Origin of the sequence: Veillonella sp. T14073-2 (assembly GCF_002959875.1) — a bacterium.
In the GTDB taxonomy this organism is placed as follows: domain Bacteria; phylum Bacillota; class Negativicutes; order Veillonellales; family Veillonellaceae; genus Veillonella; species Veillonella infantium.
On the sequence record NZ_PPDC01000006.1, the window covers coordinates 725,152 to 739,219 of the forward strand.

10 protein-coding genes are annotated in these 14,068 nt (G+C 39.4%); all 10 read right to left on the bottom strand.

Going from position 1 to position 14,068, the window contains the following annotated elements:
• The 10 genes from VCHSUH04_RS06975 to clpP all read right to left on the bottom strand — a co-directional run bounded on the left by VCHSUH04_RS06975 (position 1) and on the right by clpP (position 14,065).
• Positions 1–1,506, bottom strand: coding sequence for an acetyl-CoA hydrolase/transferase family protein (locus tag VCHSUH04_RS06975; protein WP_039969068.1), 1,506 nt, complete (start codon positions 1,504–1,506; stop codon positions 1–3).
• A 519-nt stretch (positions 1,507–2,025) separates the two neighbouring features.
• Positions 2,026–3,264, bottom strand: a complete 1,239-nt coding sequence (locus VCHSUH04_RS06980) for an O-antigen ligase (RefSeq protein ID WP_105085915.1) — start codon at positions 3,262–3,264, stop codon at positions 2,026–2,028.
• Positions 3,265–3,273: 9 nt separating this feature from the next.
• Positions 3,274–4,581, bottom strand: coding sequence for a folylpolyglutamate synthase/dihydrofolate synthase family protein (locus tag VCHSUH04_RS06985; protein WP_105085916.1), 1,308 nt, complete (start codon positions 4,579–4,581; stop codon positions 3,274–3,276).
• Between the two features lie 12 nt (positions 4,582–4,593).
• Positions 4,594–7,251, bottom strand: coding sequence for a valine--tRNA ligase (locus VCHSUH04_RS06990; protein WP_105085917.1), 2,658 nt, complete (start codon positions 7,249–7,251; stop codon positions 4,594–4,596).
• A gap of 21 nt (positions 7,252–7,272) precedes the next feature.
• A complete protein-coding gene (gene tatC, locus VCHSUH04_RS06995) occupies positions 7,273–8,163 on the bottom strand; it encodes a twin-arginine translocase subunit TatC (protein ID WP_105085918.1) in 891 nt (296 codons plus the stop codon).
• A gap of 1 nt (position 8,164) precedes the next feature.
• Complete coding sequence (locus tag VCHSUH04_RS07000; RefSeq protein WP_105085919.1) at positions 8,165–9,136, bottom strand: polyprenyl synthetase family protein; 972 nt, start codon at positions 9,134–9,136, stop codon at positions 8,165–8,167.
• Positions 9,133–9,831 (bottom strand): ribosome biogenesis GTP-binding protein YihA/YsxC, encoded by a 699-nt coding sequence (yihA, locus tag VCHSUH04_RS07005; RefSeq protein ID WP_105085920.1) that lies wholly within the window; start codon positions 9,829–9,831, stop codon positions 9,133–9,135. The genes VCHSUH04_RS07000 and yihA overlap by 4 nt, the downstream gene beginning before the upstream one ends.
• On the bottom strand, positions 9,831–12,140 hold the full coding sequence (lon, locus tag VCHSUH04_RS07010; protein WP_105085921.1) for an endopeptidase La: 2,310 nt from the start codon (positions 12,138–12,140) through the stop codon (positions 9,831–9,833). Before lon ends, yihA begins: the two co-directional genes overlap by 1 nt.
• A 65-nt stretch (positions 12,141–12,205) precedes the next feature.
• Complete coding sequence (gene clpX / locus VCHSUH04_RS07015) at positions 12,206–13,459, bottom strand: ATP-dependent protease ATP-binding subunit ClpX (protein WP_105085922.1); 1,254 nt, start codon at positions 13,457–13,459, stop codon at positions 12,206–12,208.
• Between the two features lie 12 nt (positions 13,460–13,471).
• Positions 13,472–14,065: an ATP-dependent Clp endopeptidase proteolytic subunit ClpP gene (clpP, locus tag VCHSUH04_RS07020; RefSeq protein ID WP_005385987.1), complete on the bottom strand. Its 594-nt coding sequence runs from the start codon at positions 14,063–14,065 to the stop codon at positions 13,472–13,474.
• Positions 14,066–14,068: the final 3 nt, after the last annotated feature.

Genomic DNA, 14,068 nt, shown 5'->3' on the forward strand with positions numbered 1-14,068 from the left:
TTATTTTTTCATGCTTCCAGTTTCTGTGAAGCGTTTATGCCAAGAAAGAGCTTCATCAAGCAACATAGGTGTATGGGCATTCTTTGTTGCAGCTAATGCTTTTTCTAGGTATTCAGTTAACATAGGTTTGTAGTCTGGGTGAGCACATTTTTCAATGATTAAACGAGCTCTTTCCACTGGGCTCAAACCACGGCAGTCAGCAACACCTTGTTCTGTACAGAAAATCATAGTGTCATGTTCTGGGTGATCCACATGAGATACATATGGAACGATAGAACTGATGTCGCCATTTTTAGCAACGGAGTTAGTGCAGAAAATAGTGAGATATGCACTACGTGCAAAGTCACCAGAACCACCAACACCATTCATCATTTTGCTACCCATAATATGAGTAGAGTTTACATTGCCAAAAATATCAAATTCGATAGCGGTATTCATGGCAATGACACCAATACGGCGAGCAATACCAGGGTTGTTGGAAATTTCTTGCGGACGAAGAATGATTTTTTTACGATATTCATCAATATTCGCATAGAAACGTTTCAACCCATCTGGAGAAGGACTTAATGCAGTACCGGAACATACAGTTACTTTACCAGCATCGATCAAGTCGAACATACCATCTTGGATTACTTCTGTATAGATGGACAAATCTGTGAATGGGCCTTTAGCAAGACCACTGATTACCGCATTCGCTACGGAACCTACACCAGATTGTAATGGAAGCAAGTTTTTAGGTAAACGACCTTCTGCAATTTCTTGTTCGAAGAATTTGATAAGGTGTTGACTCATTGCTTTTGCATCATCATCGATAGGTGCCAAAGGTCTTGTTGTATCAGGAACATCACAAGGTACTACTGCAACAATTTTACTTGGATCACAAGGAATTGCTTCAGTACCAATACGATCACCAGGTGTTTCCAATGGAATTGGTTTACGATGTGGTGGATCGAGTGGTTCATAGATATCATGCATACCTACCAAGGAAAGTGGTTGGGATACGTTTACTTCTACGATAACTTTTTTAGCTTGGCTAACAAATGTTGGAGAGTTACCAACAGATGTTGTAGGTACTAAAGAGCCATCTTCGTTGATTTGACAAACTTCTACGATAGCTACGTCTAAATCGCCAAAGAAACCATAGCGAACATTTTGTGCCATTGTGCTTAAATGCATATCGATGTATTTAACAGCACCGCTATTTAAGGCTTTACGTGTATCCCCATTTGTTTGATATGGGAAACGACGATTGATACCGTTAGCACGAGTTAACGCGCCATCAGCTTCATCACCTACGGAAGCACCTGTCCACAAATCAATTTTGAATGGTTCTTTTTCCATTCTTTCTGCCAATGCCAATGGCACTGCTTTTGCATAACCAGATGGAGTAAAGCCGGAAATACCAACTTTATCGTTAGGGTTAATCAAAAGAGCTGCATCATAAGCAGTGACAATTTTACCTTGGAGGGCCGCACATTTAACGCGGTCTTTGATGTCTATCACCATTACCATCTCCTTTAAGAGTAACATTGTATAAACGACAGTTTGATCTCTTGGTCGTTCCTTAAACCGACTTCATCGTAGTCCACATCCAATGCATTGTCAACTTATATGACTAAAATGTATTTTTTATCACACTTTGATTAGCATTATGATTAAAATGCATAGATTTTCACATTTCCACATAAGTTTTATTCACATCGTTATAACTCACAGGAATCATCGATATATGGCATATATTGATGTTTTTCAATTAAATCGAACTCTCTCTATACAATATATAGACCCTTTTCAATATAAAACAACATCTCATATACAAGAACTAGACCTTACACCTCCCTATAAAGATACAATGATATACAAAAAACCGGCTTTCAAATGCTAACGATAATGTTCAATTATGTCTAACATTAGAAAACCGGTTATACTACCTAATACGTACCTACCCAAGGTATGTATTAATTATACCATATTATGAAATTATATATCTACCATAAAACATGCTAATTATACAAGATATTACAATTATGCAGATTTATCAGCAGATAACTGAACTTTTACAAAGGCCCCTACCCAACCAAACAATTGCCAAAATACGATGGTTACTTGATGACTATATAGCTCAAAATCAGATAAGCCACTAAATAAAACACCTATAGCTAACGCACCTACACCAACTTGTGCAGCTTGGCGGAATATATCCCCTTCAAGTCTTATAGATGTAATAACATGACCAATAATAACTGCTAGGAATGATATCAATCCTGGGATGCCTGATTCAGCTAATATATTGAGATACAAATTATGGGCATGATACATCAAGACGTGAGGTCCTTGAATATAATAGTTATAATCTGGATATACTAAGTAAAATGTATTCCACCCAATACCAAAGATAGGATTTTCACGTACGATATACATGGTACTATCCCATAAAGCCCATCGAAGATCAGCTGATGTATCATGGCCTTGGAATATAGACCACAACCTTGAAGCTATTTCACCATCATAAAAATATAAAATTACTGGCACTGCTAATAAAGATAAGAATAATCTTCGTTCCACAAAGATTGCCCAATACAAAATCATCGCTCCAAAGCTAATCCAAATTCCCCTAGAATAGGTTAGTAGCATCGTTAAGAATAATATAATACCTATAACGAGCATCGTAACGACTTCGCGGGTACGATTTTCTTTCATATATACCAAGATATAGCTGATACATACGCTGAGCACCATCAATAGATAGGCTCCCAACAAATTAGGATTTTGTAAGGTGGAAGACATGCGTCGCATCAATTTTGGGAACTGTGCTGCATCTACCCACTCTTTTATATGGATATTAGGAACAAATACATATTGATAAGCACCTATGATACACACCAGAACAGCAGTACCTAATAGAGCACGAAGAAAATAATTCCACTGTTTAGGTGTTTGAATGTATGTGCGAACTAGATAATACATGCCTCCGCTGGCTACGATTTGATAAAACCAACTTTGAATTGACCAATCCCAATTTTCTGATACTAGTGCAGATATGCCAGTCCATACCACAAATATCATAACAGACCAGGATAAATAACCCGTCGGTAAACTCAGTGATTTACTAGATATCAAATCATATAAAGCAAGTCCTATCGCTAGCCACAGGAGTACATCCCCCACCATAGGTTGTAATGGCATAGCAACCACCACACCATAAATTAGACGCTCGATATAGAACGTAATTCTCTTCTGATTAGGAATAAGTGAGAGTTCCATAGGCTCACCTTAGTGACTCATCTCATGGTTAAACCACTGACGAGCATCTCCTAAAATATATAAAGAACCACAAACAGTGATAATATCACCAGTTTTTGTATGTTTATATGCTAAAGCCAATGCGTCTTCAACAGAATCTGCTGTTTGCGCTATAGCTTTTGGAACGATGTGACGTATTTTCTCAACCAAAACCTCTGGCACTTCAGTTCTATCTGTTGGAGCTGGTACAACTAGAACCGTATCGCCTGCCTTAACAACTTCGCGGATAATAGCATCTTGATTTTTATCTTTAAGAATTGCCATCACAATCGTTTTTGGAGTGTCCTTAAATAATTCAGCATAGGTCATACTGAAAGATTCAGCACCTGCCGCATTATGAGCACCATCAAAGATAAAGGTGCGATCCAAGCCTCGTTTAACTTCAAATCGACCTGCCCACGTAGTGCGAGCAAATCCTTCACGCATCGTTTCTTCACTGATGTTAGTATCTTCTTTCATCAGTAACCGTACAGCCATTAATGCACACGCAAGATTGACAGATTGGTGAATGCCTGCCATTGTCGTAAACAACATTGCAGGAACGGTATCATTAGTACTAACCGTAATCATTTGGCCACCAGTTACAGCACTACGGCTATCGATACCAAAGTCTTTATTGAAAGCATACACTCTAGCATGTTTTTCTTTAGCTACCTCTTCAATAATACGAAGAGGAGCATCCTGTGCAGCCGTTACAACAGGAATTTTAGATTTAATAATTCCTGCCTTGTGATGCGCAATCTCCTCAATAGTATCACCACAATATGCTTGATGGTCTATTGTTACATTGGTAATAACCGATACCTTTGGTGTCACGATATTAGTAGAATCTAGTAATCCACCTAAACCAACTTCCACCACCGCATAGTCCACATCTTGTTCTTTGAAGAACAAGAATGCAGCAGCCGTCAAAATTTCAAATTGAGTTGGCGCTTCTATGCCGTTAGTAATGATAGTATCAACTGCCACTTTTACATGACTAATTAGATTACCGAAGGCTTCCTCTGTTATATTTCCATCATTGATTTGAATTCGCTCCGTATAGGATTGAAGGTGAGGCGATGTAAATCGCCCCACCCGTAGTCCACTTGTAAACAGTGCGTAGGAAATATATGAGGTAACCGAGCCCTTACCATTCGTGCCTGTTACATGAACAATCTTATAGTCTTCTTGTGGATTCCCAAGGGCTTCCATAAGCGCTGTAATTCGTTCAAGACCAGGCTTAATACCGAATGAAGATGCCTGTTCTAAATAGGCTAAGGCCTCTTGATATGTCATATAAACCTCCTATTATAAGGTTTCAAGGAACGCTTCGCGTTCCAATAACGCTTGTTGTTTTTGTTTATATTCTTCTAACTTTTCTTTTTCTTTTGCTACTACAGCTTCTGGAGCTTTTGCGAGGAAGCCTTGGTTAGACAATTTGCCTTCCAAACGGGAAATTTCTTTTTCCATTTGGATTTTTTCCTTTGCAATACGCTCTCTTTCTTTTTCACCGTCGATCAAGTCTTTAAGTAAGAGATATACTTCCATACCATTTACAACTGTTACAGTTGCATTTTCTGGTTTTGGATCATCGGCACCAAGAATTGTTACCTTCTCAGCCCAAGCTAATGTAACAAAGTAATCCCTATGATCTGCTACAGTTTGAGCTAATGCTTCATCTGTTGGTGCTACGATAACCTCAGCTTTTTTACCTAAAGGCACATTCATTTCAGCACGCATGTTACGAATACCCTTGATGGCATCCATCATAACTTCCATTTGACGTGCTGCACCTTCAAGATTATCAAACTTTAATGCTTCAGGCCATTTTGCAACAACGATGCTATCCCCTTCATGAGGTAAATGTTGCCAAATATGTTCTGTTACGAACGGCATAAATGGATGTAACAATTCAAGCATGTGACGCAAGATTGTTACAAGTAAATATTGAACTGTACGACGATCACGTTCATTACCATCGTTGTATAAACGAGGTTTAGCTAACTCAATATACCAGTCACAGTATGTGTTCCAAATGAAATCATATACAGAACTTGCAGCTTCACCCAACTCGAATTTATCGAGATTAGACGTTACACTTTGTACTGTTTCGTTATATTTTTGAACAATCCATTGGTCTGCTAATGTCAAATCATCTGCAGTTGGAACGAAGCTTTCATCATAATTTGTAAGATTCATCAATACAAATTTGGATGCATTCCAAATCTTATTGGCAAAGTTACGATTAGCCTCAACACGTTCCATATAGAAGCGCATATCATTACCTGGTGTGTTACCAGTAACAAGAGTAAAGCGCAATGCATCGGCACCATATTGGTCGATAACTTCAAGAGGATTAATACCATTGCCCAAGGATTTACTCATTTTACGACCTTGGCTATCACGAACAAGACCATGAATAAATACATGTTTAAATGGAATTTCATGTTCGAACTCAAGAGCCATAAAGATCATACGAGCAACCCAGAAGAAGATGATATCGTAGCCAGTTACGAGAACACTTGTTGGATACCATTGTTTAAGCTCAGGAGTTTGCTCAGGCCACCCCATTGTAGCAAATGGCCACAAGCCAGAACTGAACCATGTATCAAGAACGTCTGGATCTTGTGTAACATGACCATGGCAATGAGGACATTCCGTAATATCGTCACGACTAACGATTGTTTCGCCGCATTCATCGCAGTACCATGCAGGAATACGATGGCCCCACCACAATTGACGGGAAATCGTCCAGTCGCGGATGTTTTCAAGCCAGTTTACATAAGTTTTTGTAAAACGTTCAGGAACGAACTCTACTTCGTGATCTTTAACAACCTTAAGAGCTGGCTCTGCTAATGGTTTCATATCTACGAACCATTGTTTAGATACCATTGGCTCAATAATTGTGTTACAACGAGAACAATGACCTACTGCATGGTCATGATCATCGATTTTTTCAAGTAAGCCTAGTTCTTTGAGTTCAGCTACAACTTGTTTACGAGCTTCTTCACGAGTCATGCCATTGAACTTGCCAGCACCTTCATTCATTGTCGCATCATTGTTCATAACAACGATGGATTCCAAATTATGACGTTGGCCCATTTCAAAGTCATTAGGGTCATGAGCAGGCGTAATTTTTACACAGCCTGTACCGAAGCTAGCATCTACATAATCATCGGCAATTACAGGAATTTCACGATTAACAAATGGTAAAATCAATGTTTTGCCGATGAGGTCTTTATAACGATCATCATCAGGATTTACTGCTACTGCTACGTCACCAAACATTGTTTCTGGACGTGTGGTAGCAACAATAACGAAACGATTATCCTCACCTTTTACAGGATATTTAATATGCCATAAGTGGCCATGTTCATCTTCATGTTCAACTTCAACATCAGATAAAGCAGTAGCACAACGAGGACACCAGTTGATGATGCGTTCACCGCGATAGATTAAGCCTTTTTCATAAAGTTTTACGAATACTTCACGCACTGCATGATAGTACCCTTCATCTAATGTAAAGCGTTCGCGAGTCCAGTCACAAGATGCGCCTAAGCTACGAATTTGTTTTACAATAGTATCGCCGTATTCTTTTTTCCATTCCCATACACGTTCTACGAATTTTTCACGACCTAAATCATAGCGAGATTTGCCTTCTTCTTTAGCGAGCATTTCTTCTACTTTGATTTGTGTAGCAATACCAGCATGGTCAGTACCTGGCATCCACAATACATTGTAGCCTTGCATGCGTTTGAAACGAATAAGGATATCTTGCAATGTATTATCTAAAGCATGGCCCATGTGCAACATACCAGTTACATTAGGAGGCGGCAACACGATACTAAATGGTTCTTTATTAGTGTCTACTTCTTCGTGAAAGTATCCTTGGTTTTCCCAATATGAATACCATTTCCCTTCTATTTCACCGGGGTTATAAGTGGTTAAATTTTCGTAGGTTTTCATCGTTCCTCCTAAATAAACTCCTTAGCGCTTCATAATCTTAGCCAATACAAATAGGCTCGTTTCATATAGCAATATCATAGGCAATGCAATCATCGTTTGAGAGAACATATCCGGTGTTGGTGAAATGACCGCACCTATGATAAAGGATATAAGAATAAATATCTTACGTTTCGTTTTTAAAAAACGCGATGTAATTAAATTGAAATATCCCAAGATGATTAAAATCAACGGCAACTCAAAGATAAATCCAAAGGGTAGTACAAAGGACAATACAAAGTCCATGTACTGACCGATAGAAAATAACGGTTGTAATTCGTCTGTAGCAAAGCCCATAAAGAACTTAACGGCTGCCGGTAGTACAAGGAAATAAGAAAATACAATACCTATGCCAAATAGGCCTATTGCAACTGGTAAAATCCAGTTAGATAGCTGCTTTTCTCGCACCGTAAGAGCGGGCTTAACAAATAGCCAAATCTGATGCAATATAATAGGCGCTCCTATAATAAGACCACCTACTATGGACACCTTCATATAGGTAAAGAAGGCCTCAGTCGGTTTCATATAATAGAGTCTGCCCGCAGGCTTTAAGAGTATTTCCAATAAGAAGTCTATATAATAATAAGAAATGCATGTTCCTATGACTACTGCAATGGCCATTATAATAAGGCGCTTTCGCAATTCAGATAGATGGCCTACAAGGGATATTTCCCTCGCCTCGTCCATCATTTTCTGTTCCATCTCAGTATAAATGGGCTCGTCCTCCGGCTCCTCAGGAACCTGTTGTTTTACCACCTTATACTGTTCTTGTTCAACCTTTAATTTGGCTTCGCGACGCTTTTGACGAACTACACTATCAAAAGAAGGTTTTTGTATGGGATATTCGAAGTCCGGTTTTGGTTCGAATGGTTCCATATTATACCTTTCTATCAGCTAAATTCTCTACCGCCATCACAAGGAATTCTTTGCCTGGGAAATCACGAACAGCGTCGAGTGCTGTCAAAGCATCTTTGCAATATTGATGAGCTACAGCTAATGTATTATCAATACCGCCTTGACCGATAACATAGTCGATAATAGCCTGCTCATCGCCGCCATTATTCAAGGCTTTAATATCCTCAAGTAATTTATCTTTATTGTCATCATTAACGATACTTAACAACGGATATGTCAATAAACCTTCGCGAAGATCATTCCCCACGGGTTTACCAGTCGTCGCTGTTGTTTCACGATAATCCATAATATCATCAGTAATTTGGAATGCCATGCCCAGAGCATGACCATATTTTTTCAACTCAACGATTTCAGATTCGCTCCAGCCCCCTAATAGGCCACCAAGTTCCATACAGCCTTCCATAAAGTCAGCTGTTTTCTTTTGGGTCTTAGTCATATACCGTTCAATCCCTTGATCGATGCGATACACATCTTCCATCTGCATAAACTCGCCTTCCACAAGGCAAGTAATGATATGTGAAAAAATCTGCAAATATTTCATATTAGGCATTTCAGATACAATTTGGAATGCTTTAGCAAACAAGTAATCACCACTAAGAATAGCTACCTTATTTCCTTTATGCATATGTATCGTTTCTTCGCCTCGACGAATCTCTGCTTGATCTAACACATCATCGTGAATCAAAGTCGCTAAATGAAGCATCTCTACGGCTTCAGCAATTCTAATACGCTGACGTTCTACAGATGTACCTGCATTAGCAATCAATAAACATAATTGCGCGCGCAAGCGCTTGCCACCTGCAGCAGATAATGGTCGAATCAGTGCATTAAAGTCTTCTGCACCTGTATTAAAAGATGATGCAAGAGACTCTTCCACACCCTCTAAATCTAGAGCAATGCGTTCCATAATCTCTAATTCATTGGTTTGACTCATGCTTCATCTCCTACTAGAACTTTATTGATGCGTTGTTGTAAAAGTTCACGTCCCGTGTGTTTTAAGGAGCTATATAAAATAGGCGGTGTATTCGTTGGATACATTTCCTTAATTTTAGCCAAGTTCGCAGACTTCTCTTTAGCCGTTAGTTTGTCAGCTTTAGTAACTACAATTTGTAATGGTACACCAGCTTCAACGAGCCAATCATAGGCCACCTTATCGATAGGCATCTCTGGATGACGGCCATCGATAAGTAAGCACAACAACATCAATCGTTCAGAATGTAAAATATAATCGGCAATAAAGGAAGACCACAAGTTGCGGTTTCCCTTATTTGTCTTTGCAAAACCATAACCAGGAAGGTCTACGAGAAACCAGTTATATCTGCGTTCCTCTGTTTCAGAAATATCCTCTTTTGATTCAATATCAAAGTAGTTAATTGTCTTAGTCTTACCTGGTTGGCCACTAACGAGAGCCAACCCACGATAATTACACAACGAGTTAATCAACGAAGATTTGCCCACATTAGAGCGCCCGATGAAGGCTATTTCCACAGTATCCCCTTCAGGATATTGATCAGCCTTAACACAGGAAGTATTATATTTTGCTGCTATAATACGAGGCCCCTTCGGTTCTTTTCGTGTATATTGTGGTTTTGGGCCCATTTGTTTAGTGGATTTTTTCTTTTTTTGCATTACACAAGTGCCTTTGCTAATACTTCATCCATTGTCTTAACTGGCGTAATAATGAGACCGTCTTTTACAATATCAGGTAATTCTGCAATATCCTTTTCATTACCTTTAGGAATCAATACTTCTTTAATACCATTAGACAAGGCTGCTAATAACTTTTCTTTTAAACCGCCGATTGGTAGTACACGGCCACGCAATGTAATTTCACCAGTCATGGCAATATCAGAACGAACCTTGCGATTTGTTAAAATAGATACCATAGCCAATGTCATCGTAATACCTGCGGAAGGGCCATCCTTAGGTGTTGCACCTTCTGGCAAGTGAACGTGTATATCGAGTTTCTTATAGAAATCATCTTCAATTTTTAAGGCTTTTGCATTGTGGCGAATATAGCTCATTGCAGCTTGACCAGACTCTTGCATAACCTTACCTAAGCTACCCGTTAATGCAAGTTTACCTGTACCGTTCATAGTTGTTGCTTCGCATGGCAATACAACGCCACCTACAGAAGTCCAAGCTAGACCATTTACATAGCCAATTTGCGGTTTCTTTTCGCGCTCTTGGTCAACAAAAATTGGTGCACCCAAGAATTCGGGAAGATTTTTTGTCGTTACTTTCGGTGCATCCCCACCTTCTTCAACGACTTTATAAGCAATCTTACGACAAATCTTAGCAATCGTTTTTTCTAAGGTACGAACACCCGCTTCACGAGTATATTCGGAAACTACCTTTTTCAACACTGCATCAGATAATTTAACCTTGTAATCTTCAAGGCCATTTTTCTTGATTTGTTTAGGTACTAAATAGCGCTTAGCAATTTCTAATTTTTCTTGTTCCATATAGCTAGATAATTCGATAATTTCCATACGATCTAACAATGGACCTGGAATATTGGATGCAACATTAGCCGTTGTAATCCAGAATACTTCGGAGAAATCAAATGGTACTTCAATGAAGTGATCACTAAATGTGCTATTTTGTTCAGGGTCCAATACCTCTAACAATGCAGAGGATGGATCGCCTTTATAATCAGATGCAAGTTTATCAATTTCATCCAATAAGAATACAGGGTTCTTAGTGCCTACATTCTTGAGGCCTTGAATCATACGACCAGGCAATGCACCAATATACGTACGGCGATGGCCACGAATTTCAGCTTCATCACGTACACCACCTAAAGATGCACGGATGAACTTACGGTTCATTGCTTTAGCTATAGACGTAGCCAAGGATGTTTTACCAACACCTGGTGGTCCAACTAAGCAAAGAATGGATCCACTATTCTTACCAGTTAACTTACGAACAGCTAAGAATTCAAGGATGCGTTTCTTAACCTTTTCAAGGCCATAATGATCAGCCTCAAGCATATCATGAGCCTCTTTAATATCTAAGCGATCCTCAGTCAATTCGTTCCAAGGTAACGCTAACACCCAATCTAGGTAATTGCGCAAAATAGTTGCTTCTGGCATCAATTGAGGCATGCGACTATAACGAGAGATTTCTTTATCGATACGTTCATGTACATCTTCGCTAAGGTTGAGTGCTTTCAATTTAACACGTAACTCTTCTGCTTCTTCCTCTGGATCTCCTTTGTCACCCAACTCATCGTGGATAACTCGGATTTTTTCACGCAAGAAATATTCTTTTTGCGCTTTTTCCATAGATTGACGAACTTGATTATTAATAGAATTTTCCAAATCAGAAATTTGTAATTCCATATTCAAGATGCCTACGATCATATTTAAACGACGAGCTACGGATAACTCTTCAAGTAACTCTTGGCGTTTAGTATTATTAATAGGCAACAAGAACGCAACTTGGTCAGCTAATTCACAAGGGTCACGTAATTCCATAACCCGTGTTACGCCTTCATCGGTAACAGATTTGGCCTCTTCAGCCCATTCGCCAAACTTAGATTGCACTAAACGACGATAGGCTTCTAACTCAACATCGTCTTCAAATTCGGAGGCTACACGCTCGTAGTCCCCTACATAGTACGGATCCATACTTGTTATATTCATTACGCGAATACGTGTAATGCCCTCTACAAGAACACGTACAATACCACCTGGCAAGCGTAACATTTGCTTAATTTTTACTAATGTACCCATTTGGGCTAAGTCATGAACAGTTGGCGAATCAACAGCATCATCCTTTTGGCTGACAACTGCTAAAATGCGATCCTCGTTCATTGCGGCTTCTACCGCTTTAATGGATTTGTCTCGACCGATATCGAGGTGAATCACGATATTCGGGTATACAACCATGCCTCTAAGGGGTACGGTTGGAATCCCAATTTCGAGTAAATTCATACTTCCTCCAGGTATTTATATTATGAAAAGAAACTCATTCCTACACAGAAATGAGTTTCTTCGAATTACGATTTCAACTGGATGTCTTGGTCTGCCTCATTTTTGAGTATAGGTTCACCTGTGCTCAACACGGATTCACGATTAACTATGCACTTAGTTACTTCCGGCATGGAAGGAACTTCAAACATAACGCGTTTCATCACCTTTTCAATGATAGCACGCAAACCACGAGCACCTGTTTTTCGCTGTAATGCTTCATCAGCGATTTCTTCTAATGCATCTTCAGTGAAAGTTAATTCTACACCATCAAGGGATAGAATTTTTTCATATTGTTTTGTTAATGCATTTTTAGGCTTTGTCAAAATTTGGATCAATGCATCTCTATCCAATTGATCTAATGTTACCATTACTGGCAAACGACCAATGAACTCAGGGATTAAGCCAAACTTCAATAAATCTTCAGGTACAACATCCTTCAAGATAGCCGATATATTACGTTCTTCTTTACGTTGTACATCTGCACCAAAACCAAGGGTTTTCTTAGCGGTACGCTTAGTAATAACCTTGTCCATACCATCAAATGCACCACCACAAATAAAGAGAATATTTGTAGTGTCAATTTGAAGCATTTCTTGATTTGGATGCTTTCTACCACCTTGAGGCGGAACAGAAGCTACGGTACCTTCTAAGATTTTAAGCAATGCTTGTTGTACGCCTTCACCAGACACATCACGTGTAATGGAAGGGTTCTCAGACTTACGTGCAATCTTATCAATTTCATCGATATAAATAATGCCACGTTCAGCCCGAGCTATATCATAATCTGCAGCTTGGATAATTTTGAGCAAGATATTTTCCACATCTTCCCCTACATAACCAGCTTCAGTTAAGCTTGTAGCATCTGCAATAGCAAATGGTACTTCTAGCATTTTCGCTAAGGTTTGAGCCAATAGTGTTTTACCACTACCAGTAGGACCAATGAATAAAACATTAGCCTTTTGTAATTCTACATCATCAACTACATTATCTGTTTGTAAACGTTTGTAGTGATTATATACAGCCACAGCTAAAGAGATTTTAGCATCATCTTGACCAATAACATATTCGTCAAGATGAGCTTTAATTTCTCTCGGCGTTGGCAATTCTTTTAAGTTGAAGTCGTCCGTCTCTACGTCACCTAACTCATCAGCAATAATACGTTCACATACTTCAACGCATTCATCACAAATATATACGTTAGGACCCGCTACTAATTTGCGGACTTCTTCGCTTGTGCGTCCACAAAAACTGCAGCGCATAGTGTCTTTATCTTTTGCCAATGGGCGCCTCCATTACTTGCTTTCTACAGGTTCTCTTGTGAGCACCTCATCGATTAAGCCGTATTCAACGGCATCCTGAGCACTCATGAAGTTATCGCGATCTGTATCGCGCGCTACAACCTCAATATCTTGTCCACTGCGAGAAGCTAAGATACCATTTAATTCTTCACGCATACGAAGAATCTCACGGGCATGGATTTCAATTTCAGATGCTTGCCCTTGAACACCACCTAATGGTTGGTGAATCATAACGCGTGCATGAGGCAACGCATAACGTTTGCCCTTGGCACCTGCTGTTAAAAGCACGGCCCCCATGCTTGCTGCAGAGCCTACACAAATGGTAGACACATCTGGTTTAATATATTGCATCGTATCATAAATAGCCATGCCGGCAGTTACAACACCACCGGGGCTATTAATGTACAAATGGATATCCTTATCAGGATCCTCTGCTTCTAGGAATAACATTTGCGCAATAACCGCATTTGCTACATTATCATCAATAGGTCCACCTAGGAAGATAATGCGGTCCTTTAACAAGCGAGAGTAAATATCATAGGAACGCTCACCGCGTTCACTTTGTTCAACTACGATTGGTACATACATATA

What these genes read in the sequence shown, in the direction of transcription:
- VCHSUH04_RS06975 (WP_039969068.1), bottom strand. Translation starts at nt 1,506, where the DNA reads ATGGTGATAGACATCAAAGACCGCGTTAAATGTGCGGCCCTCCAAGGT.
- VCHSUH04_RS06980 (WP_105085915.1), bottom strand. Translation starts at nt 3,264, where the DNA reads ATGGAACTCTCACTTATTCCTAATCAGAAGAGAATTACGTTCTATATC.
- VCHSUH04_RS06985 (WP_105085916.1), bottom strand. Translation starts at nt 4,581, where the DNA reads ATGACATATCAAGAGGCCTTAGCCTATTTAGAACAGGCATCTTCATTC.
- VCHSUH04_RS06990 (WP_105085917.1), bottom strand. Translation starts at nt 7,251, where the DNA reads ATGAAAACCTACGAAAATTTAACCACTTATAACCCCGGTGAAATAGAA.
- tatC (WP_105085918.1), bottom strand. Translation starts at nt 8,163, where the DNA reads ATGGAACCATTCGAACCAAAACCGGACTTCGAATATCCCATACAAAAA.
- VCHSUH04_RS07000 (WP_105085919.1), bottom strand. Translation starts at nt 9,136, where the DNA reads ATGAGTCAAACCAATGAATTAGAGATTATGGAACGCATTGCTCTAGAT.
- yihA (WP_105085920.1), bottom strand. Translation starts at nt 9,831, where the DNA reads ATGCAAAAAAAGAAAAAATCCACTAAACAAATGGGCCCAAAACCACAA.
- lon (WP_105085921.1), bottom strand. Translation starts at nt 12,140, where the DNA reads ATGAATTTACTCGAAATTGGGATTCCAACCGTACCCCTTAGAGGCATG.
- clpP (WP_005385987.1), bottom strand. Translation starts at nt 14,065, where the DNA reads ATGTATGTACCAATCGTAGTTGAACAAAGTGAACGCGGTGAGCGTTCC.